The organism is Streptomyces sp. NPDC038213, assembly GCF_055600495.1.
This window is the reverse complement of the sequence record NZ_JBVJYM010000010.1, coordinates 83,733-105,148: the sequence shown is the minus strand read 5'-3', so window position 1 is coordinate 105,148 and position 21,416 is coordinate 83,733. Positions and strand designations below refer to the sequence as shown.

38 protein-coding genes are annotated in these 21,416 nt (G+C 72.8%); 34 read left to right on the top strand and 4 right to left on the bottom strand.

Going from position 1 to position 21,416, the window contains the following annotated elements; genetic code table 11:
• Nucleotides 1-261 (bottom strand): hypothetical protein, encoded by a 261-nt coding sequence (locus ACZ7JZ_RS17325; protein WP_470939538.1) that lies wholly within the window; start codon nucleotides 259-261, stop codon nucleotides 1-3.
• Nucleotides 262-452: 191 nt separating this feature from the next.
• Nucleotides 453-863 (bottom strand): hypothetical protein, encoded by a 411-nt coding sequence (locus ACZ7JZ_RS17320; RefSeq protein WP_470939536.1) that lies wholly within the window; start codon nucleotides 861-863, stop codon nucleotides 453-455.
• Between the two features lie 264 nt (nucleotides 864-1,127).
• Between ACZ7JZ_RS17320 and ACZ7JZ_RS17315 the strand changes: the two genes are divergently transcribed.
• The 26 genes from ACZ7JZ_RS17315 (at nucleotide 1,128) to ACZ7JZ_RS17190 (ending at nucleotide 14,213) form a co-directional block, all read left to right on the top strand.
• Complete coding sequence (locus tag ACZ7JZ_RS17315; RefSeq protein ID WP_470939533.1) at nucleotides 1,128-1,421, top strand: helix-turn-helix domain-containing protein; 294 nt, start codon at nucleotides 1,128-1,130, stop codon at nucleotides 1,419-1,421.
• On the top strand, nucleotides 1,418-1,600 hold the full coding sequence (locus ACZ7JZ_RS17310) for a hypothetical protein (RefSeq protein WP_470939530.1): 183 nt from the start codon (nucleotides 1,418-1,420) through the stop codon (nucleotides 1,598-1,600). The genes ACZ7JZ_RS17315 and ACZ7JZ_RS17310 overlap by 4 nt, the downstream gene beginning before the upstream one ends.
• Before the next feature lie 77 nt (nucleotides 1,601-1,677).
• Complete coding sequence (locus ACZ7JZ_RS17305) at nucleotides 1,678-2,013, top strand: hypothetical protein (RefSeq protein ID WP_470939527.1); 336 nt, start codon at nucleotides 1,678-1,680, stop codon at nucleotides 2,011-2,013.
• Nucleotides 2,010-2,516, top strand: a complete 507-nt coding sequence (locus ACZ7JZ_RS17300; protein WP_470939525.1) for a hypothetical protein — start codon at nucleotides 2,010-2,012, stop codon at nucleotides 2,514-2,516. Before ACZ7JZ_RS17305 ends, ACZ7JZ_RS17300 begins: the two co-directional genes overlap by 4 nt.
• Nucleotides 2,509-2,865 carry a hypothetical protein gene (locus ACZ7JZ_RS17295; protein WP_470939522.1) on the top strand — a complete coding sequence of 119 codons (357 nt, stop codon included), beginning with the start codon at nucleotides 2,509-2,511 and terminating at the stop codon, nucleotides 2,863-2,865. Before ACZ7JZ_RS17300 ends, ACZ7JZ_RS17295 begins: the two co-directional genes overlap by 8 nt.
• The gene (locus ACZ7JZ_RS17290) at nucleotides 2,862-3,908 is read left to right on the top strand and encodes a YqaJ viral recombinase family nuclease (protein WP_470939519.1); all 1,047 of its coding nucleotides are present in this window, start codon (nucleotides 2,862-2,864) and stop codon (nucleotides 3,906-3,908) included. Before ACZ7JZ_RS17295 ends, ACZ7JZ_RS17290 begins: the two co-directional genes overlap by 4 nt.
• Nucleotides 3,905-4,690, top strand: coding sequence for an ERF family protein (locus ACZ7JZ_RS17285; protein ID WP_470939515.1), 786 nt, complete (start codon nucleotides 3,905-3,907; stop codon nucleotides 4,688-4,690). The genes ACZ7JZ_RS17290 and ACZ7JZ_RS17285 overlap by 4 nt, the downstream gene beginning before the upstream one ends.
• Complete coding sequence (locus ACZ7JZ_RS17280) at nucleotides 4,690-5,028, top strand: hypothetical protein (protein WP_470939512.1); 339 nt, start codon at nucleotides 4,690-4,692, stop codon at nucleotides 5,026-5,028. The genes ACZ7JZ_RS17285 and ACZ7JZ_RS17280 overlap by 1 nt, the downstream gene beginning before the upstream one ends.
• Nucleotides 5,028-5,291 carry a hypothetical protein gene (locus tag ACZ7JZ_RS17275; protein WP_470939509.1) on the top strand — a complete coding sequence of 88 codons (264 nt, stop codon included), beginning with the start codon at nucleotides 5,028-5,030 and terminating at the stop codon, nucleotides 5,289-5,291. The genes ACZ7JZ_RS17280 and ACZ7JZ_RS17275 overlap by 1 nt, the downstream gene beginning before the upstream one ends.
• A gap of 5 nt (nucleotides 5,292-5,296) precedes the next feature.
• A complete protein-coding gene (locus ACZ7JZ_RS17270; protein WP_470939768.1) occupies nucleotides 5,297-5,719 on the top strand; it encodes a WhiB family transcriptional regulator in 423 nt (140 codons plus the stop codon).
• The gene (locus tag ACZ7JZ_RS17265; RefSeq protein WP_470939506.1) at nucleotides 5,716-6,036 is read left to right on the top strand and encodes a WhiB family transcriptional regulator; all 321 of its coding nucleotides are present in this window, start codon (nucleotides 5,716-5,718) and stop codon (nucleotides 6,034-6,036) included. The genes ACZ7JZ_RS17270 and ACZ7JZ_RS17265 overlap by 4 nt, the downstream gene beginning before the upstream one ends.
• A 207-nt stretch (nucleotides 6,037-6,243) precedes the next feature.
• Nucleotides 6,244-7,053, top strand: a complete 810-nt coding sequence (locus ACZ7JZ_RS17260; RefSeq protein WP_470939503.1) for a hypothetical protein — start codon at nucleotides 6,244-6,246, stop codon at nucleotides 7,051-7,053.
• A gap of 745 nt (nucleotides 7,054-7,798) precedes the next feature.
• Entirely contained in the window at nucleotides 7,799-8,104 is a 306-nt protein-coding gene (locus ACZ7JZ_RS17255) for a hypothetical protein (protein WP_470939500.1), read from the top strand.
• Nucleotides 8,101-8,763: a zinc finger domain-containing protein gene (locus tag ACZ7JZ_RS17250; protein ID WP_470939497.1), complete on the top strand. Its 663-nt coding sequence runs from the start codon at nucleotides 8,101-8,103 to the stop codon at nucleotides 8,761-8,763. Before ACZ7JZ_RS17255 ends, ACZ7JZ_RS17250 begins: the two co-directional genes overlap by 4 nt.
• Nucleotides 8,764-8,814: 51 nt before the next feature.
• Nucleotides 8,815-9,795 carry a DNA-methyltransferase gene (locus tag ACZ7JZ_RS17245; RefSeq protein ID WP_470939494.1) on the top strand — a complete coding sequence of 327 codons (981 nt, stop codon included), beginning with the start codon at nucleotides 8,815-8,817 and terminating at the stop codon, nucleotides 9,793-9,795.
• Nucleotides 9,796-9,809: 14 nt separating this feature from the next.
• Nucleotides 9,810-10,064 (top strand): hypothetical protein, encoded by a 255-nt coding sequence (locus ACZ7JZ_RS17240; RefSeq protein WP_470939491.1) that lies wholly within the window; start codon nucleotides 9,810-9,812, stop codon nucleotides 10,062-10,064.
• Between the two features lie 11 nt (nucleotides 10,065-10,075).
• Entirely contained in the window at nucleotides 10,076-10,354 is a 279-nt protein-coding gene (locus ACZ7JZ_RS17235; RefSeq protein ID WP_470939488.1) for a hypothetical protein, read from the top strand.
• Between the two features lie 69 nt (nucleotides 10,355-10,423).
• Nucleotides 10,424-10,618, top strand: a complete 195-nt coding sequence (locus tag ACZ7JZ_RS17230; RefSeq protein WP_470939485.1) for a hypothetical protein — start codon at nucleotides 10,424-10,426, stop codon at nucleotides 10,616-10,618.
• Between the two features lie 53 nt (nucleotides 10,619-10,671).
• Nucleotides 10,672-11,208: a hypothetical protein gene (locus ACZ7JZ_RS17225; protein WP_470939482.1), complete on the top strand. Its 537-nt coding sequence runs from the start codon at nucleotides 10,672-10,674 to the stop codon at nucleotides 11,206-11,208.
• Entirely contained in the window at nucleotides 11,205-11,507 is a 303-nt protein-coding gene (locus ACZ7JZ_RS17220) for a hypothetical protein (protein ID WP_470939479.1), read from the top strand. Before ACZ7JZ_RS17225 ends, ACZ7JZ_RS17220 begins: the two co-directional genes overlap by 4 nt.
• Entirely contained in the window at nucleotides 11,504-11,908 is a 405-nt protein-coding gene (locus ACZ7JZ_RS17215; protein WP_470939476.1) for a hypothetical protein, read from the top strand. The genes ACZ7JZ_RS17220 and ACZ7JZ_RS17215 overlap by 4 nt, the downstream gene beginning before the upstream one ends.
• Nucleotides 11,909-12,089: 181 nt before the next feature.
• The gene (locus ACZ7JZ_RS17210; RefSeq protein ID WP_470939473.1) at nucleotides 12,090-12,287 is read left to right on the top strand and encodes a hypothetical protein; all 198 of its coding nucleotides are present in this window, start codon (nucleotides 12,090-12,092) and stop codon (nucleotides 12,285-12,287) included.
• 151 nt (nucleotides 12,288-12,438) lie between these two features.
• Nucleotides 12,439-12,651, top strand: coding sequence for a hypothetical protein (locus ACZ7JZ_RS17205; RefSeq protein ID WP_470939470.1), 213 nt, complete (start codon nucleotides 12,439-12,441; stop codon nucleotides 12,649-12,651).
• A complete protein-coding gene (locus ACZ7JZ_RS17200; RefSeq protein ID WP_470939467.1) occupies nucleotides 12,648-13,181 on the top strand; it encodes a hypothetical protein in 534 nt (177 codons plus the stop codon). The genes ACZ7JZ_RS17205 and ACZ7JZ_RS17200 overlap by 4 nt, the downstream gene beginning before the upstream one ends.
• Nucleotides 13,182-13,183: 2 nt before the next feature.
• Nucleotides 13,184-13,417, top strand: coding sequence for a hypothetical protein (locus ACZ7JZ_RS17195; protein ID WP_470939464.1), 234 nt, complete (start codon nucleotides 13,184-13,186; stop codon nucleotides 13,415-13,417).
• 91 nt (nucleotides 13,418-13,508) lie between these two features.
• On the top strand, nucleotides 13,509-14,213 hold the full coding sequence (locus ACZ7JZ_RS17190) for a hypothetical protein (protein WP_470939461.1): 705 nt from the start codon (nucleotides 13,509-13,511) through the stop codon (nucleotides 14,211-14,213).
• Between the two features lie 98 nt (nucleotides 14,214-14,311).
• On the opposite strand, the gene ACZ7JZ_RS17185 is transcribed toward ACZ7JZ_RS17190, so the two are convergent.
• Nucleotides 14,312-14,557 carry a hypothetical protein gene (locus ACZ7JZ_RS17185; RefSeq protein WP_470939458.1) on the bottom strand — a complete coding sequence of 82 codons (246 nt, stop codon included), beginning with the start codon at nucleotides 14,555-14,557 and terminating at the stop codon, nucleotides 14,312-14,314.
• A 125-nt stretch (nucleotides 14,558-14,682) separates the two neighbouring features.
• On the opposite strand from ACZ7JZ_RS17185, the gene ACZ7JZ_RS17180 reads away from it, so the two are divergent.
• The gene (locus ACZ7JZ_RS17180) at nucleotides 14,683-15,144 is read left to right on the top strand and encodes a hypothetical protein (protein WP_470939455.1); all 462 of its coding nucleotides are present in this window, start codon (nucleotides 14,683-14,685) and stop codon (nucleotides 15,142-15,144) included.
• A 49-nt stretch (nucleotides 15,145-15,193) separates the two neighbouring features.
• Here the strand turns inward: ACZ7JZ_RS17180 and ACZ7JZ_RS17175 are convergent, their stop codons facing one another.
• The gene (locus ACZ7JZ_RS17175; protein ID WP_470939452.1) at nucleotides 15,194-15,376 is read right to left on the bottom strand and encodes a hypothetical protein; all 183 of its coding nucleotides are present in this window, start codon (nucleotides 15,374-15,376) and stop codon (nucleotides 15,194-15,196) included.
• A 141-nt stretch (nucleotides 15,377-15,517) separates the two neighbouring features.
• On the opposite strand from ACZ7JZ_RS17175, the gene ACZ7JZ_RS17170 reads away from it, so the two are divergent.
• The 7 genes from ACZ7JZ_RS17170 (at nucleotide 15,518) to ACZ7JZ_RS17140 (ending at nucleotide 21,371) form a co-directional block, all read left to right on the top strand.
• Nucleotides 15,518-15,826: a hypothetical protein gene (locus tag ACZ7JZ_RS17170; protein ID WP_470939449.1), complete on the top strand. Its 309-nt coding sequence runs from the start codon at nucleotides 15,518-15,520 to the stop codon at nucleotides 15,824-15,826.
• A complete protein-coding gene (locus ACZ7JZ_RS17165) occupies nucleotides 15,823-16,203 on the top strand; it encodes a hypothetical protein (RefSeq protein ID WP_470939446.1) in 381 nt (126 codons plus the stop codon). The genes ACZ7JZ_RS17170 and ACZ7JZ_RS17165 overlap by 4 nt, the downstream gene beginning before the upstream one ends.
• Nucleotides 16,204-16,396: 193 nt before the next feature.
• Entirely contained in the window at nucleotides 16,397-16,852 is a 456-nt protein-coding gene (locus ACZ7JZ_RS17160) for a hypothetical protein (RefSeq protein ID WP_470939443.1), read from the top strand.
• Nucleotides 16,853-16,941: 89 nt separating this feature from the next.
• Entirely contained in the window at nucleotides 16,942-17,460 is a 519-nt protein-coding gene (locus ACZ7JZ_RS17155; protein ID WP_470939440.1) for a helix-turn-helix domain-containing protein, read from the top strand.
• Complete coding sequence (locus ACZ7JZ_RS17150; protein ID WP_470939765.1) at nucleotides 17,457-18,704, top strand: PBSX family phage terminase large subunit; 1,248 nt, start codon at nucleotides 17,457-17,459, stop codon at nucleotides 18,702-18,704. Before ACZ7JZ_RS17155 ends, ACZ7JZ_RS17150 begins: the two co-directional genes overlap by 4 nt.
• The gene (locus tag ACZ7JZ_RS17145; protein ID WP_470939437.1) at nucleotides 18,704-20,299 is read left to right on the top strand and encodes a phage portal protein; all 1,596 of its coding nucleotides are present in this window, start codon (nucleotides 18,704-18,706) and stop codon (nucleotides 20,297-20,299) included. Before ACZ7JZ_RS17150 ends, ACZ7JZ_RS17145 begins: the two co-directional genes overlap by 1 nt.
• Complete coding sequence (locus ACZ7JZ_RS17140; RefSeq protein WP_470939434.1) at nucleotides 20,250-21,371, top strand: phage minor capsid protein; 1,122 nt, start codon at nucleotides 20,250-20,252, stop codon at nucleotides 21,369-21,371. Before ACZ7JZ_RS17145 ends, ACZ7JZ_RS17140 begins: the two co-directional genes overlap by 50 nt.
• Nucleotides 21,372-21,416: the final 45 nt, after the last annotated feature.

The following is a 21,416-nucleotide window of genomic DNA, read 5'->3' as shown; positions in this document are numbered from 1 at the left end:
TTAATCGACGGGGTGGCCCCTGGCGTCATCGGGGGCGGTATAGGGGACGGAGATCCCCACCGCGTAGGCGTGCTGGAAGTGGTGGTTGAGCTCGTGCACCACCTGCGCGAGCTCGGCGCGCGGGTGGACCGCCAGATACGTCCGCCCCTCCGCCTGCACGGGGATCAGCGCCCTGCCGTCTGGCACGAGGTCCGACAGCACCACTGTAGGTGCGGCGGACGGCAGGCCGTCTGCGGATTCGCTCGTGCTTCCCTGTGCCATGCGACCCCCTTGGCGCGACCTGCCCCACATATCGTGCATGAGTTCGAACATGCAGGAGTACGGGCAGGCTATCGGACGTTGCGCCCCCAGGCGGCGGTTCAATAGTGCCGTATTGAACCGTCTGTGACTACACCCTGCACAGAAGCACTACCGTCCGTAGTGGTCGAGGCTTCCGGCATATGCCCGGGGCTCTATTCCTGTCGAGTGAACGATTCGATCAGCCGCTGCAGCTGTTCACGCTGAGTAGATGTCAGCTTGTCCGCGCCCTCGACCAGCGCGCGCGCCTCGCCGGACGCCGACCACACCGTGTCGATCCCGAAGAACTCGGCGCCGGCCGCATCCTGAACCTTCCCGAGCGGCACTTCGAGACCGACGGCAAGGCCGCGAAGCATGGGGAAGTCGGGGATCTGGACCGGGAGATCTGTGGCGAGCCGGTGGAGCCAGGACGATTTGACCGCCTGCTCCCCGCTTTCTGGGTCGATGCAGCGTGCTGCGAGGCGGTCGTAGCTCAGGTTCAGGGCGGCCTTGCGCTCCCGCACTAGATCTCTGAGCTGCGAGCGCTTCGCCGCGGGCGAACGATCTTGTGCAGCCATGAGGCTCATCCTGCCACTCCGCGTCAGGTCATGGGCCGTGGGGTGTCCATGTGGCCAGCGGGATGCGTCTTCGAATCTCGCTGGTGGCGGCTGGTCTGCCATCCAGCTCGCCAGACAGAGTGTCCAGTCTCTTGGACGGCGCACGCTAGAGCGCAAAGCAGACCTTGGCCAAATTCGCACTCAACACCCAAGAGGCTGGACGGCACGTCCAAGCTATGCAATGCTTCATCCATCCAAGCAGTGCAACGACTTACTGCACGAGGTGGACCATCCGTGTCTGACCCCAAACCCATCCCTCTGTTCCGCCTGGTCGACCGCAACCTGCTGGCCACGCTGATGAAGCGCACCGGCACCGGCGCCCCAATGACGGTTCGGGAGCTCGCCGCCGCGGCTGGAATCCCGCACAGCACCGTCGGAAACCTGCTGACTGGCGAGCAGGAGTCCGTCTTCTACCCGAGTGCCTGCGAGATCGCATCAGCGATCGGCGTAGATGTCTTGATTCTGTTCACCCCGACGGGCCGCGCCACGCGGCACTCAGGGCGCCTGCCCCTCCGGGCCGTGCTGTGAACGCCTTCGACCGGGCCGCCGCCGAGCGCCGCCTCGGCCCCGCGGCGGTCGCCGCGATCCGAGCCCTCGTTGACGCGGCTCCGCCCATGCCGACTGAGACCCGGCTGCGGGTACGGGCCGTATTCGACTCCGTGCCCACGACCACGCAGGCCAGTCGGGCGACCCCTCTGGCCGCCTGATCAGCAAGAAGGGGCCGCCCGGACGGCCATCCGGAACGACCCCCGGCACACCTCACCAACCGAGAGAGAGGTACACCGTGACCACCCAGATTACCCACCAGGCTGCCGCGTTCGCTGCTCTGGCCGCGCTTGCCGACGTCCACAGCAACCTGCCTGCCCCGTACATCGTCGTGCACAGCGTCACGACGGACATCGACCTGCAGCTGCGCGGCCCGGAGGACTTCGAGGCCTGGCGGTCCGCGCTCGGAGTCGCGCCGGCGGTGGTGACGCTGCACGCGTACGACAACTCGACGTGGCTGGCGGCGGACACGTTGTGGCGGGGGGTGCGTCTGCACCTGACGGGGCACGGCCTGTCGTTGACGGCCGCGCAGGTGCTGGCGTCGGCGCCGGTGTCGCTGGTGCGTGCGGCGTGAACACCCAGTCGATCCGCGCGGCGGCGGAGATCATCTGTGCCGCGGAGAAGAAGTCCACGGTCCCGGTGACGATCGCGGTGGCGCTGGACGCGGCGGGGTGGCTGAACACCCCGGAGACCGCGGAGGAGCTGCGCAAGCTCCGGGCGACCGTGAACTACCTGGAGTCGTTCGCCGAGCTGGTTCGCAAGTTCTGTGCGGACCGCGCACAGTACGTGACCAACCTGCGGCACGCGAACCCGAACGCGGACCACGACTACAACCGGTGGACCGGGCACGCGGAGGCCCGGCGTCAGCTGTCGCAGCTCCTCGGGCTGCCGGTCGGCTGGCCCGCCACGGAAGAGGACGCGGACCCCATCGCGTACGGCCCGCGCGGGGTCCCGTGCGGCTGCGGTCTGGACGCGCACTCCAACCTCACGCCGTGCCAGCCGGACGCCCCGGCCGAGGGCCCGGAGCCCCACGACTACCGCATCTCCCGCGACCTTCCGGAGTACCCCAGTGTCTGAGCAACAGCCCGTGCACGGGCCCACCCCGATTTACGTCCGCCGGATCCCCGCGGGGGCCGAGTTGGACATGCAGGCCCTGACCGCGCACGTGGTGGGTGACGTCCTGGACGCGCTCCTCGACCCGGAGTCGACGGACCTGTGGGACCTCCTGACCGCGTGCGCGAATCCGGCGCCGCGGGCGGAGGGCTCCACGGAGCCGCTGGACCGGGAGCGGCTGGAGTCCGAGCTCGTCGCCCGCGCCTCGTCCCGGGTGACGCTGTACGGGTCCGGCGTGCAGCGCCTCGTCGAGCAGCTGCTCGCGACGATCGGCGGTGCGGTCCCGGCGCAGCGGAACCGGCGGGCGGCATGACCGAGACCGTGCTGGCCGGGCCTGCGGGCCCGGCCGCCGGCCGCCGGGTTACCCCCACCGGCCGCCTCATCCTCTCCGCGGACGCCGACCGAGCCGCCTGGCTCACCGCCCGCCGCCTCGGCCTCGGCTCCTCCGACCTCGCCGCAATCCTCGGCATCAGCCGTTACGGCAACGCCCTGTCCGTCTACCACGACAAGACCGGCGCCCTCCCCCTGGAGGGCGACGACTCCGAACCCGCCCTGTGGGGGCGGCTGATCGAGGAGACCGTCGCCCGCGAGTGGGCCCGCCGAAACCGCGCGGTCGTCCGCCGGGTTGGCCTCGTCGCCAACGTGGACCGGCCGTGGCAGATGTGCACGCTCGACCGCCGCGTGTTCTCCTGCCCCCTCGCGGCCGACGCAGAGCGGTGCGCGGTCGAGGTGAAGTGCCGCGACCGGATGAAGGCCGACCAGTGGCGCACCGGCGTCCCGGACGATGTCCTCGTCCAGACGCTGTGGCAGGCCGACGTGTGCGGCTACGACCACATGCACGTGGCCTGCCTGATCGGCGGCAACGACTACCGGCAGTACGTCGTGCGGGCGGCCGAGCACGCGCAGCTGCTCGCGGATCTCCGAGCGGCCGGCGCGCGTGCCTGGCAGCAGATCACCGACCGGCGGCCCCCGGTCCTCGCGCACGACGCCGACCCGGACGTGCTGCTCGGCCTGTACGAGCAGCTGCACCCGGTTCGCGCCGGGGCCGTGGACATCACCCGGGACGGCGACGCGCAAGACGCGCTGTCCGAGTACCTGGCCGCGCACTCCGCCGTCACCGCGGCGGAGTGCCGGAAGAAGCGTGCGAAGGCCGCGATGGTTGGTGCGCTCGGCGGCGGGGAGGCCGCGGTCGTCCTGGACCGGGTGGTCTACAGCCTCGACGCGGCCGCGACCCGGCACTGCGACCTGGAGCGGCTGGCCGAGCACTGGCCGGACGCCTACGCCGAGTGCGTCGAGGACCGGCCCTCGACCCGGCTGAACATCCCCCGCCCCGTCCGTGAGGAGTACAGCGCATGAGCACGCTCGCAGAGCGGGCCGCGGCCGCCGCCGGCCGAACCGCCGACGCACACCAGAACGACAGCCTGCCGGGCCCTGAGGAGTCCGCCGAGCAGCTGCCCGTAGCGGATCCGATGGCCGACTACGACCCGGGCGACGCCGAACCCATCATGCTGCCGGTGCACCTTGCCTGGCTCCGCGTCCGCCGGGAGATCCGCTCGATCGCGAAGGGCGAGAAGTACGAGGAGGGCCGGACCCGCTACAGCTTCCGCGGGGCCGACACCGTGGTACAGCATTTCGGTCCGGTCACTCTGCGGCACGGCGTGAACGTGTTCCCGGTCAAGGTCGAGGCGACGTACGGCTCGAAGAACACCAAGTCCGGCAGCACGATGCGGGAGTGCACGGTCATCGTCACGTGGATGATCGTCGGCCCCAAGGGCGACTCCATCTCGCTCCAGTCCGCTGGCGAGGCCCTCGACACCTCCGACAAGTCCACCACCAAGGCGCAGACCGTCGCCTTGCGGACGCTGCTTCTCGGGGCTGGGCTGATTCCGACCGGGGACCGCGACCCCGACGCCGAGCGCATCGAGCGGGGCATGGACGCCCCGGCCCGGTCGGCCGAGTCCTACCGCGACGAGCTGGTAAACCCGCAGACGACACCGGGCCGGATCCAGCAGATCGGGTACGAGGTCAGCAACGCCAGGATGCTCGGGTCCCGAGTCCAGAACGAGACGGGCGGGTGGGAGACCCTCGACGCTCTCGGTCGCCGGATCTACGGCGAGCGCACCGGCGGTGGTGCGTGATGTGGGGCCGGAAGTCCCGCAAGATCGCGGACCTGCGCCGGGCCCTGCGGGTACGGACCGCCGAGCGTGACGAGGCCCGCGGCGACTATAAGGACGCGCACGCCAACATGCGCAGCGCCCTGCGCAACGGCACCGACCTCGTCGGCATCTACGACGAGCGGCTCCGCCGCGCGCTCCGCGCCTGCGCCCGCTACCGAGCCGCAGAGGCCCGCCTCGCCCGGTACGCCGCCGGTCTGCAGGAGCGCCTCGACATGGCGACCGGGCTCAGCCACCCAGACGTTGAGGCTGGTGCCGACTGGCAGGCCCGACGCACCGACAAGCCGTTCAGGAGGGTCTGATGCTCCGATTCGAGAAGCCCGCCGAGGACATCCCGACCGAACCGGAGGACCGCTCCGAGTTGGCGCAGGCCCTCCAGCTCGCCCCGGGCCGGTGGGCGCTGATTGGCCGCCGTCACCAGCAGAAGACGGCCCGGCAGACCGCCTACGCCATCCGTAAGGGGCTCTACGGGTGGCGGGCGTTCGGGCCCGGCTTCGAGGCGGAGTCCCGCACGCTCTTCGGCGAGCACCGTGTGTACGCCCGCTACACCGGGGGTGCCCGGTGACCACCATGCCGCCCGCGGTCGGGCTGACGACCCGCCCGGCCGCGGGCCCCACCGGCCGGCCGTACGAGTGGATGGACCAGGCCCTCTGCGCGCAGATCGGCACTCCGAAGACGTGGTTCCCGGAGACCGGGCACGTCCAGGCCGCGCAGCAGATCTGCTGCGGGTGCCCGGTACGGGCAGCGTGCGCCAGCCACGCTGCCGCGCTGGAGGGCGACATCCCGGCGTCCCGCCGGTTCGGCACCTGGGGCGGCCGCGGCGCGAAGGCCCGCGCCCGCCAAGGGGGCCCGATCCCGCTGCACCCGGACCGGGACCGGGCCATCGCTCAGCTCACCGCGGAGGGCTGGTCCGCCGCTGAGATCGCAGACCGGCTCGGGTGCGCTTCCCGCACCGTCACCCGCGTCCGAGCCCGCCAGAGGGGCGCCGCATGAACGTCCGACCGTACAACCCGCACCGGGCCCCCGAGACCCTGGACGCGCCCCCGAACTGGACGCGCGCCGCGGTCTGCGCGGCCCTGCCGGACCTGGACTTCATGTACCCGGCCCCCAGCAAGACGGCGGACATCGCTGCGGCCAAGGAGGTCTGCGCGCGGTGCCCGGTTCGGGAGCCGTGCCTCGCGGAGGCCATGGCCGAGGAGGGCGGCCGCACGAAGGACAGCCGGTACGGCATCCGCGGAGGCCTGACTCCGTCACAGCGGCACGACCGGTATGTCCGCCGCCGCAAGGCCGCCCGCGAAGCCGCGGCGTGACCGGCCCTCCGCGGCCGCGCGTCTGCGACGTGCCCGTGCCGGACCACTACGGGCCCGCCCGTCTCTACCCCTGTGGCTGGCGCTGCACCAGCCACGCACCCCGTCCGCGGCCCGTACAGGCCGCCTGAACGAGAGAGGCCCGCCGACGAGCGGCGGGCCCCACAACCGCGGCGCCCGGCCCGGCACCGCCCCATCAAGGAGAAGTTGATGACCACCAGCGTACCCGCCCCCAGCATCGAAATCGTCCTCGTCACCCCCGACATGGCCAAGCTGTGGCTCAAGCAGAACGACCACAACCGGCGGATCCGGGAGCGCGCCGTCACCGACTACGCCCGCGACATGACCGCCGGCAAGTGGCTGATGAACGGCGAGGCCATCAAGCGGGCCGCGGACGGGACCCTCCTCGACGGGCAGCACCGCCTGCTCGCCGTCATCGAGGCCGGCGTCGCCGTCCCCATGCTCGTCATCACCGGGGTGGCCGTCGTCGCGCAGGAAACCATGGACAGCGGCCGCAAGCGCAACGCCTCCGACGCGTTCAGCCTCCGCGGCGAGGCCAACGCGAGCGTCCTCGCGTCCGTGCTCCGCCGGGTGTGGCAGTGGGACGAAGGGGACTACCGGTTCAACGGCCGGGCCACCCCCACCACCGCCGAGATGTCGGAGCTGCTGAAGAAGCGCCCGGACATCCGCCGGTCCGCCGAGATCGCAGCCCGGGTCCACTCGCAGTTCCGGTACATGCCGCAGTCCATCACCGGGACCGCCCACCACCTCCTGACCCGCATCGCCCCCGAGGACGCCGTCTGGTTCTTCGCCCGCCTCGGCGACGGTGCCGAGCTGCCCGGTGGCCACCCGGTTCTCACCCTGCGGAACCGGATCATCTCGGACCGGGCCGACAGCCGCGCCATCCCCGACTACCGGCTGATGGCGTACCTGGTCCGCACCTGGAACGCCGTCCGCGACGGCCGCGAGCTCGGCCGGATCATCCAGGCCCCCGACGCGCCCATGCCCATGCCGAAGTAGCCCCTCTCGCCCGCCCGGAGGCCCCCCCCCGGCCGGCGCCCGCGGTTCGACGCCGCGGGCGGGCACCACACCCCACCAGCTCCACCGAACGGAGACCGCAGTGCCCTGGTTCAAGATCGATGACTCGTCCCACAGCCACCCCAAGTTCATGGCTGCCGGGAACGCGGCACTCGGTCTGTGGCTGCGCTGCGGGGCCTACTCCGCCCAGCACCTCACCGAGGGCCACGTCCCCGCTGCGGTCGCGAAGGCGTACGGGACCCCGGCGCAGGCCCGGAAGCTCGTCGCGGTCGGCCTCTGGCACACCGCCGGGCACGGGTGCTCCCGCTGCCCCCAGCCTGTCGCCGGGTACGTGGTCCACGACTTCTTCGAGGGCGGCCGGAACGCCACCCGGGCACAGGTCGAGGCGTCCCGGCAGGGCGCTGCGGAGCGGGCCGCGAAGAGCCGCGAGACCCGAAAGCGCACTCAATCCGCGCGCGAAATGAACAACATTCACAGTACAACCGGCGCCGGAAACCGCGCGGATCGCGCGCAGAACGAACCCCCTTTTCCGGACCCCGCCGCAGGTCAGGACCCCTCGTCACACAGCACAGGCCTTGAGGGGGGTACGCCTGCCCAAGCCACATCCACGCCATACCAGGTACTTCCTACGGAAGTACCTCCTCCCCCCTACCCCCCGCAGCACCGCCCCAGCACCGACCTGGCGCCCACCGACGGAGCCGACGAAGTACAGCCCCTTATCGCCGGCATGGCCGCCCGCGGCATGGGCGTCGCCTGGAAACTCGCCCCCGCCGAATGGCTCGCCGTCCGCGACGCCGTACGCCGCGCCGGCCTCCCCGCCCTCCTCGAACACGCCGAACGCGCATGGCAGGGCGCCCGCACCCCACCCTTCTCCGCCCGCTACTTCCTCCCCGGCTGGACCACCCTCCAGCCCCCCACCACCTACACCGGCCCCCGCGCCGTCAGCCCGCCCTCACCCGCACAGTCCTACCTCGCCGACATGCAAGCCATCGCCGAGGAACTCCGCCAGCAGAGCACCGGAGGTACCGCATGAACCCCGAGCAGGTCCCCCAGCTCCTCGCCGAGATCGCCCTCGCCGACCCCCGCGTCCGCCGCGAAGACCCCATCGAACGCCGAGCCCAGGTGCTGATGTGGGCCGGAATCCTCGCGGACGTCCCGTACGAGTACGCCGTCGCCGCCGCCCAGCGCCACTACCGCGAGTCCCGGTACCCGATCCTCCCCGCCGACGTCGCCACCCGCTGGGCCGCCACCGTCCGCGACCGCATGAACCGCGACACCGACCCCGAACCCCCCGTCGACCCCGACAACGAGGCCGCCTACCGGCACGCCCTCGCCGCCCGCCGCCGTGCCGTCGCCCACGGACACACCGCCCCCGTCGGACTCCGCGAACTCACCGCCCTCCCCGACGAAGTACGCGCCCGCCTCGACGCCATCGGCCGCTACGTCCCGGCCAGCGCCCGCGAGCAGCTCGCTCCGTACCGGCCCACCGCCGCCGCACGCGAGCAAACCATTGCCGCCGGCCAGCCCGACCCGCTGTCCGTCCCCTGCCCCTGGTGCAACGCCCCCGCCGGACAGCACTGCCGCGGACGCCGCATCACCCCCAACCACCGCGACCCCGAAACCACCCGCCGCGGCGGCCGCCAGCCCCACCCCAGCCGCATCGACAACGCCACCACCCACAACGCCGCCTGACCGGCGTACATCCGGATTGCCCGCCCTCGCGCACAAAGGAGCCACCCCCTCTTGAACGAGCCCGCCTACTACTGCAACGAACAGGTCACCCTCCTTCGCGGCGATGCGATTGAGCAGATGCGCACCCTGCCCGACGGCTCGGTCGACTGCATCGTCACCTCGCCGCCCTACTACCGGCTCCGCGACTACGGAGTCACCGGCCAGTACGGCCAGGAGCCGACGGTCGGCGCCTACGTCGAGACGATGCGGCGCGCGTTCTCCGAGGCCCGCCGGATCCTGGCCGACACGGGCACCCTGTGGCTCAACCTCGGTGACAGCTACCTCCGCAAGGCCCTCCAGCAGGTGCCCGCCCGGGTCGCCATCGCCCTCCAGGACGACGGCTGGGTCCTGCGCTCCGACATCATCTGGGCCAAGGCCGGCGGTGTGCCGTCCGCGGTGCGGGACCGGCTCACCGGGCGGCACGAGCACCTCTACCTCCTCACCAAGCGGGCCTCCGGCTACCACTTCGACCTCAACGCGATCAAGGTCCCCACCGTCACGGCGCACGGCCGGCCCCAGCGGAAGCGCGCCGAGCAGCTGTTCGCCGCGGCCGGGCTCACCGACGACCACCTCGCCGCGATGCGCGCCTGCGGCATGACCGACGCCGGGAAAGCGCGCGTCGTGCAGACCGGCACCGGCCGCAACCGGCCCGGCGTGCAGGCCCTTGCCGACGAAGCCAAGGCCGCGCTCGGCGGCTACTACCGGGAGCTGCTCACCGGCGACCGGAAGAACCCCGGCGACGTGTGGACCTTCACCAGCCAGGCCACCGGCGGGACGCACACCGCGAGCTACCCGCTCGACCTACCCACCCGCTGCATCACCGCCGGCTCCCCGCCCGACGGCACCGTCCTCGACCCGTTCTCCGGGACCGGCACCACCGGCGTCGCCGCCCACCGGCTCGGCCGCCGCTACATCGGCATCGACCTCAACCCCGACTACCACGACGTCGCCGTCGCGCGCTTTGCGCAGGGCGTCCTCGACCTGCCCGCCTGAACAGGAGCACCGCCATGCCCCACCCCGACCCCGGCACCGTCTACCTCACCCCCGCCGGCCACCACCTCCTCGTCGCCGACAGCACGCCCAGCCACGTCGCCGCGATCCCCGTGCAGCCGTTCTTCTCCGCGCCCAGCGTCACCGCCGGCGGTCTGCCGGACATGCGGGTCGCCGCGGTGTGGGAGCACGGTACGGCCCGGCCGGTCACGCACCGGGAGTTCGCCGGATACCGGCCCGTCGGCATCGCCCGCCCCCGACCCACCACCTGAAGGCGCCGACCATGGCCAACCAGCCCGCTATCACGTTCACCAACCTGCCCGCCCGCAAGCAGATCGAAGGCAAGCACGCGGCCATCGCCGCCGCGCTGCGGGCGAAGCCCGGCGAATGGGCGCTCATCGATGCCCGTTCCACGAAGGCCTCCGCGGCCAGCACGGCCTTCCAGATCCGACAGGGGCGCCTCGCCTGCTACCTGCCCGCGGGGTCGTACGACGCGAAGTCCCGGACGGTGGACGGCCAGTTCCGGATCTACGCCCGCTACGTCGGCCCCGCGAACCCCTGACCCGGGCCCGGTCGCCGCGCGGGCAGTGCGCGGCAACCGGACCACCACCACACCACGAAGGAGCACCTCGTGAGCGTCCAGAACACCAGCAGCGTCCTCGACGGCCCCGAGCCCGGCCCCCAGCCGCGTACCGGACCCGAGCTGAAGTCGTGCGTGAAGTGCGGCCGGATCGGCATCCGCCAGTTCCTCCGCACCTCGGCCGGCACCGTCTGCGCCGCCCGCTCCGCCTGCGTCGACCGGCAGCTCGCCGGGGGCCCGCGGTGAGCCGTCCTCGCCCACGCCGACCCGGCCGCCACACCACCACCCAGGAGACCCCCATGTACGCCCACCCGCCCCGCACCCGCTGGCACGTTGAGTCCTGGGACCCCATCGCCAACGAATGGTCCGGCGGCCTGGCGGACGCCAGCCGTCAGGCCGCCGTCGCCAAGAAGACCCGCCTCGACGAGCACGTCCCCACCTGGCCCGACGGGACCGCCCGCGAGCGCCGCATCGTGCTGGAAACCACCACCTACACCGACCTCACCACCCCGCCCGCGCAGCTCCAGCTCCCCCGCGGTGGGTTCCTCCTCACCGACACCGCCGGACAGGACCTCGCCGCCCAGCCGAGCGGAACCCCCGACGGCCGGCCCGCGATCCGCCTCACCGTCGGCAGCACCGAGGTTGGCCACGCCGAGACCACCGTCCCGCTGGAGCGGCTGGAGGAGGTGATCGCCGGACTCCGCGAGCTCGCACGGCAGATGGGCACGAGCGAACCGCCCCGCTGCACCTGCGCCCGGTCCTGGGGCCTCCACGCGGCCACGTGCCCCCGGTACACCGTGGGCCACGAACTCGCCGCCGAGACAGCCCCCCGGTGACCGGCCTCCTCCTGGTCGTGGCGGTCGCGGTCGGCTACCTCGCCGGCCGCGCCCGCCCCGCCCGCCACGCCTCCGACTGGGCGGAACGCCTCCCCTGGCGCCGCCCCGGCTTCTCCCGGCGGGAGTGGCGCTGGTGGGCCGCGCAGCCCGTGTACGCCTGCCAGATCGCCGTACTTCTCACCACCCGGCCCCGGAAGAGCGTGCGCGCCTGGCGGGCCCGCCACGACCCGCCCGCGCCGCTGTCCCCGCCCGTACGACTCGCCCCCTGGCCGCCCGAACCCGAGGAGCACACGCCATGACCAAGCCCCGCCGCTTCCACCTCGACCGCCACACCGACGTGTCCGGCGTCTCTGGCACCGGCCGCGTTGCTGACGGCATCCTCTGGCCCGACGGCACCGCCTCCGTCCGCTGGCGCGGCGACCACCCCAGCATCGTGTTCTGGGACCGCGGACAGACCAGCGTCGACCACGTCCACGGCCACGGCGGCGCCACCCAGATCGTGTGGACCGACCTCGACCTGCCTACCGCGGACTACGCCTCCGCCTGGACCGAGCTGACCGGCTACGTGCAGGAGGCCGTAGACGACGGCGGCACGATCCACCCGGCCGACCTGCTCGCGTACATGACCGAGCTGCGCGGAAAGGCCCTCGCCGAGGTCCGCGAATGGACGCGCCGGATGGCCGCCGGGGGCGAGGGGTAGCCGTGTCCGCGCCCGCGATCGTCGCCGTAGCCCTCGCCCTCTGGTGCGCCGCCAGCGTCCTCCTGTGCCTCCTCGTCGCCCGCATCGGCCGGGCCCTGAGAAAACCCCCGCCCCGACCGCCCCACGGCCGTCACGCGGCCCCACACCGGCCCGCACGGACCCGAGACGACAGGAACCCACGATGAGCACCACGCCGCCGCCCGCCCCCGGCGAGATCCGCCAACTGCTCGTCCACCCCGCGGTCTGGCCACGACTCGAGCTCTTCCTCGCCGCCTACTGCGCGGTCGAGCTCACCCTCGTCGGCCAGATCGGCGACGACGACCTCCCGACCTGGGCCATGACGCCGATCGCCCCGCCCGGATCGGGCCAGCAGGGGTGACCTGCCCGTCCGGCAAGCGGGCCTACGCCAGCCGTGGGGCCGCCCGCCGCACCCTCCGCACACTCCGCGCCCGCCACCGCGCCGAACGCCAGCCGTACCACTGCCCGTACTGCCTCCACTGGCACCTCACCAGCCACCCCAGGAGACCCACATGAACCAGCCCGCCCCGCTCCCCGCCCTGGAGTTCGTCAACACCGGCCCCGACGGACTCCCCGAACGCACCCGCGTCGACCCCCGCGCCCCACTCAGCCTCCGCGAACGCAACCTCCTCCGCGCACTGCTGTCCACCGCGTACGGCCTCCTCACCGCCACCGAGCACGAGGCACACGCGGCCGCCGCCGGAGAGATCGGGACGATCCGATGACCACACGCTGCGCCGCCTGCGGCCAGCCCATCACCGACCCCCGCGTCCGCGAGTGGACGGGACCGGCAGACGTCCCCGCCCGAAGCTGGCACCCCCAGTGCGAACCCTGCTGCGGGTGCGGCGGCGGGCCCGTCGTCTACCGCAACTACCAGGAGAAGCCGTTCTGCACGCACTGCTGCGACTGCTCCTGCGGCACCATCCCCTGCACCCGGCCCACGCCCGAGCCCGCCCGGCACACTGCGGACACGATCACGGACCCGGTACTCGATGCCCTGTACGCCCGCGCCGAGCAGGCCGAGACCGAGCGGGACACCGCCTGCGCAGCGTTCAACGACAAGGTGCTCCGCCTGGAAGACGCCGAGACGGCCCTCACCGAGGTCCGCGGCCACCTCCGCTACGTCCTCGACTACGACGGCCCCGGCCACTGCCACCTCGCCCCCGGCAAGTGGGACCGCGACGGCAGCCCGTGCGATCACTGCGCCCGCCTGTCGGCTGCCCGCGCCGCCCTCGACCCGCAGAAGGAGAACTGACCATGGCCACGTTCACCAGCCGCACCGTCACCACCGTACGCAGGGAATGGACCGTGCCCACCGGCCCGCATGGCGCCTGCCTCGGCGACGTCGAAGCTGCGTTCCGGGCCGCCGCGCAGGACTACCGGCACTACTTCGACATCAGCGACCTCGTGACCTTGCCGGACGACTCCCTCTGCGTGACCACCACCGACGAGGCCCTCGTCATCTTCTTCGTGGTCGAGCAGCCCGCCTGAGCACGCGAGAGGGGGCGCATCCTCCGTCCGCCACAGACCGGATGCGCCCCCAGGTGGCCCCACCGTACCGCCCACCCGCCCTGGAGCAGACGTGACCACCGCCACCGCCAGCCACCACCTGACCCAGATCCTCACCCTCTGGCCCCACCTCGACGACGCCCTCGACACCTGCGGCACCAACTGGCTCTCGTCGAAGGCCGAGCTCCTCGCCCACCTCGACCACGCCGACGCCACCGAAGCCGCCGGCCTCCGTGCTCTGGAGCGGTCTCCCGAGCAGATCGGCGCGTCCGCCGCACCCCTCTCGATCCGCATCCTCGACACCGCCCGACTCGTCGAGCGCGTCCTCGTCGACCTCGCCGACCGCATCGCCCCGCAGATCACCCGCCCCGCCCTCACCCACGCCCCCACGGACTGGCAGGCCCGCGGCTGGACCCGCACCGACCGCGACCGCCGCAACCGCGCCGCCGACCAGGAGCAGGCCGACCCCCGACGCTGGCGGTACGTCGGCCTCCGCACCGCCGAGTACGCCACCGGGTGGCTCCTCGCCCGCACCGACGGCCAGCCCGGCCCGTTCCGGGAGCTCACCGCCGCCCAGCTCCACCACATCACCACCACCGCCGCCGGCGCCGTCCAGCGCATCGAGACCGCCCTAGACCTCCTCGCCCGCCAGTACGCCGCCGCGCTCCCCTGCCCCACATGCCGCGGCACGATCGTCGTCACAGCGGGCGGCGGACAGGACCCGACCGCGGAGTGCGCCGGCTGCGCGCGAGCGTGGACGCTTCCCGCGGCCGCGTAGGCCCCGGCGGATGTCAGAGCCCGGTCGTACCGTGGGGGTGTCCCGCGAGGGCATCCCACATCCGAGCTGCTGGCGCTCTCGGACCCGGCCCCGCCCGATCACGCATCGGGCGGGGCTTCCGCCGTCCAGGTCCCGGGCCCGCCGCCGCGCCACTCCAGCAGGGGATCCGCCGTCGCGATCACGTCCTCAGGGGCGTCCACCCCGATCCGCCTGAGGAATTCCGCGAGATCGGCCGCCGAGTACGCCGTTCCGAGGATCGCGTCCTCACCGTGCACATGCGCCACCACCCGCCGGCCACCGGACGGGGCGGGCGGGTAGACGACGATCCGTGCACGGTCCGGCATCCCTCCAGCCTGCATCCGGACGGCTTCGGACGCATCCGGACAGTACGGGCCCCCGGTGACCCACGCCACAGCGCGCGTGGGCGACAGGACCGGAACCAGCCGCAGCCAGCGGCCACGCTTACCCCATGGACGCGATCACCCGCACCACCCGCATTTGCACCCGGCCCGCCACCCTCCTCCGCACCCACCACGTCCTCGGCCAGCTACAGACCGCCGCGCACACATGCATCCGCCACCGTGCCGACACCCAGCGCGACTGGCCCGGCCGCTTCCAGCCCACCCCGCCCGACCAGGCGTGCGGCCACGCCACCGACCACCGCCCCTACCTGCAGGCCCTCGCCCACCACATCGAACTATGGCTCCGGCCGGCCTACGCAGTTGCACTGCCCGACCCCCCGGACACCGCCGATTGGCAGGCCGTCCTACAGGAGTGTCTGCGCGCGGCCCGGCTCGCCAGCCAGCCGCGGGTTGCGGCGGCCCTGATCGACGCCGTCGAGCACGCCGGGCGCATGCACTGCGATCCCATCGCGGCTCGGGCGGTGCTTCTTGCCGTCGCCGCCGCGGAACGCGCCATCGCCGGACGGTAGGCAGCACGATGCCCCCGACCACGACGGTCGGGGGCATCGGCGCGTACGGCTACTCGGCGGCAGGCCGGTCGGGGAGTTCGGCGCCGGGGCGGCGCACGTACCACTCGACGAGCTGGCGGACGACTGCGGACCGGTCGGTCCCCGCGCGCCGGGCCGCGGTCTCGAAGTCCTCCCAGAGGGAGTCGTCCACGCCGCGGATCCCGCGCAACTTCTGCCGGTGTTGGTTCGCCATGGGCAGCATCCTGTCAGGTGGTTGACCACCTGTCGAGCCTGTGCAACAGTGAAGGCATCGGGTGGTTAACCACCTGGTGCCCCGGCGGAGCAGCCACTCCGCCGGGGCCAGCCGTCCACCTGCCACACAGGAGGAACAGCCATGCCCGAGCGTACCCACCTCACCCAGCCCGACGAACATCTGCGCCGCGCCCAGCAGCCCACCGAGGCCTGCCTCAACCTCCTGCTCCGCCTCGCCGGTCACCTCGACCGCTGCCAGCCCCGCGAAATGCTGTGGCCCGACACCTGGGCCAACCTCCTCCGCCAGTACGCCCGCACGGGCAGCGCCTCGGAGATCGCGTTCGCCGCCACCGTCCGGCAGGCCGTACGCCACGCCCCCCGCCTCGCCCCCGGCGCCACCCGCGCCCACTACGCCGCCCTCCTCCGCGCCACCGTCGAGGAAGCCCGGTGACCACACCCGCAAAGATCGCCAGTCGGCGCATCGAGGTGCGCCGACTGGCGCAGGCCGGCATGTCCTACCGCCGCATCGGGGAGGAGCTCGAGATCTCGAAGGACACCGTCCGCAGGGACCTCGCCGCCCTTGCCGCGCCACCGGCGACCCCCGCCGAGGCGCGGGCGCACCGCGTGGCTCAGGCCGACGAGGCCGTGCGACAGGCACGCGCCGCAGCTCAGGCCGCCGCCGACGCGGCCCCCGCGTACGCGATCACCGACGACGAGACAGCGGCGCGCTGGTACGCCGACCTCCGCGCCGCCGCAGCGCAGCTCGCCGCCTGCGCCGCGGAGTTCACCACCTACTACCCGAGCGCCACCCGGCGCACCACCGACTGACCAAGGCACCTCAGCCCCCGCAGGCCCGTCCGCCCGCGGGGGCTGTTTGCGTTCCTCGGGGATCATGGCTCATGATGGGCCGCAACTCCGGCGTGCCCGGAAACAACAAGCCCCGCCACCGCGCGGGGCTTCCGTGCGTCACAGGACAGCAACACCCCGCGCGGGCCCGCCCGGCCGCCGCGAGCATGGCGCGATGCGCAGACACACACCCACCCTGACCGCCGCCGCCCTGCTCCTCGCACTCACCGCGTGCAGCAGCGACCCAAGCGACCCGGCCCTCGACAACGCTCCGGCGCCCGCCAGTTCAGCCGCCCCCGAGCCCGCCCCCGCAGGCGACACCGGGGCCCGCGCCGAGCTGGAGACCGCCGTACGCACCTACTCCGACGCCTACTTCAAGCCCGACGGCGCCACCGCGTACAAGGCCCTGTCGAAGCGCTGCGCCGACAAGGCCGGCGGCGTCGAGATCTTCACCGCGCTGGTCGAGAGCACCGTCAAGGAGTACGGCAGCCACCCGATCAAGACCCTCACCGTGGACAGCCTCGCCGCCGACATGGCCCGCGTCACGTACACCTACCCCGTCCCCGCCCTCTCCCAGACCGCACAACCCTGGGTCCGCGAGGACGGCACGTGGCGGTACGACGGCTGCTGACCTCCTGACCCCCGCCGTCCGGCCGGCTCCCGCGCACGAGGGCGCGCGGTCGACGCCCCGGACGGCGGGCCCCTCTCGGAGGTGATCCCGTGGCCCGCAAGGAAGCCCGCCCGGTCACCGACGAGACCAAGGCCGACGTCCGCCGCCTCCACGCGGAGGGCCTCGGCCGCAACGCGATCGCCCGGCAACTCAACCGCTCCCCCCGCACCGTGTCCGTGATCTGCGAGGAGGCCGGGTTGACGTTCGACCGCACCGCCACCGCCGTAGCCACCGAGGCCGCCAAGGCGGACGCCCGCGCCCGCCGCGTCGCCCTCGTCGAGCGGGCCTACGCCCGCGCGGAGAAGATCTACGACCGGCTCGAAGCCGACGAGACCCGCGGCTACCGCTACACCTCCCCCACCGTCAACGGCATCGAGTCCAAGACCCTCGACCACGTCCCCGCCCAAGACGAGCGGGCCCTCGCCATGGCCGCCGGCCAGCACCTCGCGCAGGCCGCCAAGCTCGAAGCGATTGACGCCGGCGCCGGGCACGAGGAGGACCGCGGCATCCTCGCCGGGCTCGCGAAGGCCCTCGGCTGGCCAACCGCAGGAGGTACCGGGGAGGGCTGATGTCCGAACCGGCCCTGTCCGACAAGCAGCTCGGCAGCATCCGCGAGGCCACCGCCCGCATCAACCTCTGGCACGGCGCCGTCCGCAGCGGCAAGACCATCGCGTCGCTGCTGGCGTTCCTGCTGGCCATCGCCGTGGCCCCCTCCTCCGGCCTGATCATCGTGGTTGGCCGGTCCCTCCAGACCATCGAGCGCAACGTCCTCGATCCGCTGATGGACTTCGGGCTGTTCGGCCGGTACGCCGGCGCCGTCCAGCACACCCGCGGCTCCAACACCGCCACCATCCTTGGCCGTACCGTTCACCTGATCGGCGCCTCGGACGCCCGCTCGGAGGGCAGGCTCCGAGGCCTGACCGCGTGCCTGGCCTACGTGGACGAGGCCACGCTGATCCCGCCCGAGTTCTGGGCGCAGCTCCTCGCCCGCCTGTCCGTGCCCGGGGCCCGGCTGTTCGCCACCACCAACCCGGACTCGCCGAGGCACTGGCTCAAGGTCGACTACCTCGACCGGCAGCCTGAGCTCGACATGCGGTCCTGGCACTTCCGGCTTGGCGACAACCACACCTTGGAGCCCTCGTACATCCGGTCGCTGCACGCCGAGTACGTCGGCCTGTGGCGCCGCCGCATGATCGACGGCGCATGGGTGATCGCCGAGGGCGCCATCTACGACATGCTCGACGACGAACGCCACATCGTCGCCGAACTCCCCCAGATCAGCCGCTGGATCAGCTGCGGCATCGACTACGGCACCACCAACGACTTCGTGGCCCTCCTCGTCGGCCTCGGCACCGACCGCCGCCTGTACGTCGCCGCCGAGTACCGGCACGCCTCCCGCACCGCGCACCACTCCCTCACCGACTCCGAGTACGACCGGGCCGTCCGCGGCTTCCTGCAGCAGCACCGGGCCGCCCCGGACTGGGTCGTCATCGACCCCTCGGCCGCGTCCTTCATCGAGCAGCTGCACCGCACCGGCATGCCGAACCTGGCACCCGCCGAGAACGCCGTCACCGACGGCATCCGCACCGTGGCGAGCCTCCTCTCCGCAGGCCGGCTCCGGATTCACGCCTCGTGCCAGGGTCTGATCCGGGAGATGACCTCGTACTCCTGGGACCCGAAGGCCGCCGAGCGCGGCGAGGACGCCCCGCTCAAGGTTGACGACCACGGCCCCGACGCTCTGCGCTACGCCATCCGTACGACCGAGGCCCTGTGGCGGCCGCTGGTCCCGACCCACCTGGAGGTGGCCGCCTGATGCCTCTGCCGACGCATGATCAGACGTGGCCGCCCACCGACCCGCGCGTACAGTCCGACCTTGCCGACTGGGACGCCTGGTACTCCTCCGACCCCGCCCGACTCGAAGCCCGCTACGGCGGCGCCCGCGCAGGCGAGCCGACCAACCGGCCCGCCCAGTACGCCGGCGGGCTCCGCGGCCGGGTCGCCCGCTGGTTCTGGGGGCCCCCGGTCCCCGGCGAGCCCAGCGACAAGATGCACGTGCCGCTCGCCGGGGACATCGCACGCACGTCCAGCACCTTGATTTTCTCCGAGCCGCCGAAGCTCACCAGCCCCCACACGGGCACGCAGGAACGCCTCGACGAGCTCGCCCCCAAGATGCACCCGACGCTGCTGGAGGGCGGAGAGCTCGCGTCCGCGCTGGGCGGCGCGTACCTGAGGGTCGTGTGGGACGGCGAGATCTCCGACCGGCCCTGGCTCGACACCGTCGCGGCCGACCGGGCCGTCCCGGAGTTCCGGTACGGGCGGCTCGTCGCCGTGACTTTCTGGACGGTCCTCCCGGACCCGGACAATCCGAACGGCCTCCGCGTGTTCCGGCACCTGGAGCGCCACGAGCGCGGCCGGATCTACCACGGCCTGTACGAGGGGGGCCTCACCAGCCTTGGCGCGCCCCGCCCCCTGGAGGAGCACCCGGCCACCGCACCGCTCGCCGAAGAAGTCGACTCTGAGGGCGGCCTCGACACCGGCGCCCCGGACCACCTGACCGCCGCGTACGCGCCCAACGTTCGGCCAGCCCGGTCCTGGCGGCACATCCCCGCGGCGGCCGGCCTCGGCCAGTCCGACCTTCAAGGGATCGAGACGCTCCTCGACAAGTTGGACATGACGTACTCCTCGTGGATGCGGGACATCGACAACGGGCGCGGACGGATCATCGTCCCGAACTCGATGCTGGAGTCCCTCGGCACGGGCCAGGGCGCCGCGTGGAACCCGGACCGGAACGTGTACACCGGCCTGAACATGCTCCAGCGGCCGGGCGATCCGTCGCCGCTGGAGGTCGTCCAGTTCCAGATCCGCGTCAAGGAGCACAGCGAGACGTGCGACCGGCTGTTCGAGCAGGCCGTTCGCCAGGCCGGGTACTCGGTCGCCAGCTTCGGGGAGTCCGGCGATGGGACCGCGGTCACGGCCACCGAGATCCGCGCCCGACAGGGGCGGTCGATGGCCAACCGGGCCCGCAAGGCGCTCTACTGGGGGCCCGCCGTCACCAGCATCGTTGCTGCGCTCCTCGCCGTCGAGGCCGGCCCCCGTTTCGGGGTGTCGGACCTCGACATCAGCGAGCCTCCGATGATCGAGTTTGAGGACAGCGTCACCGAGGGCCCGACCGAGCGCGCCACCACCGTCGAGCTCCTGCGCCGCGCCGAGGCCATCTCCACCGAGATGGCTGTGCGCATGCAGCATCCGGAGTGGAACGACGACCAGGTGAGCCACGAGGTCGACCTGATCCTCGGCGAGACCGGCCGGCTCGTCGCCGATCCGTCCGCGACCGGCGCTGAGGGTGAGGGGGTGCCGCATGCCGGTTTCCCCAGCCCTGGCGGAGGATCTCGCGGCCCGGACGCGTGAGCTGTACGAGGAGGCCGAGGCCACGCTCCTGGAGCTGCTGGCTTCGGCCCTCGAAGCGGACATCGACAGCCCGCGGTGGGCCGAGCTGAAGCTTCGGGCGGTCGGCGACCTGCGACAGGCCGTCGAGGAGGTTGCGGAGGCGCTCCAGACTGACGCCACCGGCAGCGTCCGCGCCGCCCTGGTCGAGGCCTACAGCCGCGGCCGGCAGGCCGCTGTGGCGGAGCTGGGGGCGCTGGACATCGGGCGCGAGCTCGCCGCCCGGCAGGCCCTGCCGGGCGCCCCGGCCGTCGACCGGCTTGCCGCGTCGTACGCGGCCGACACCCGGCCGCTGTACACCCGGATCACCCGGGCCGTGCTCGACACCTTCCGGTCCATCGTGGCCCGGGTGTCCGGGGTGCAGCTCCTGACCGGCATCACCCGCAGGCAGGCCTCACAGCGCGCCCTCGACCAGTTCGCCGCCCGGGGCATCACCGGGTTCGTGGACCGGGCCGGGCGTCGCTGGGATATGGCCTCGTACGCCGAAATGAGCGTTCGCAGCGTGACCGCCCGTGCCGCCGTCGAGGGTCACATCGACGCCCTCGCGGAGATCAGCGTGGGCCTGGTCATCGTCTCCGACGCCCCCTTGGAGTGCCCGCTGTGCCGCCCGTGGGAGGGCGAGGTGCTCACCCTCGGCCCGGAGACTGGCCCGCACACCGTCCGCGCCCGCCACGAGACCGACGACGGCCGCACCGTTGCCGTCCACGTTGCCGGATCCCTCACGGAAGCACGCGCCGCTGGCCTGTTCCACCCGAACTGTCGGCACTCCCTCGGCGCGTACTTGCCCGGGGTGACGACACGGCCCCCGCATCACGCCACTCCCGGCACCACCTACGAGGACACCCAGCGGCAGCGCGAGATCGAGCGGCACATTCGCCGCTGGAAGCGCGCCCGCGCCTCGGCGATGGACGAGGCAGCCCGCCGCCGCGCAGGCGTCAAGATCCGCCACTGGCAGGCCGAGATGCGCAAGCACCTCGCCGCCCACGACGAACTGTCCCGCAAGTCCGCGCGCGAGCAGATCGGCTCAGCGCGCTAACCCGCCGACGGCCGCACGGCCACCGGCACACCCGCATGGGAGACC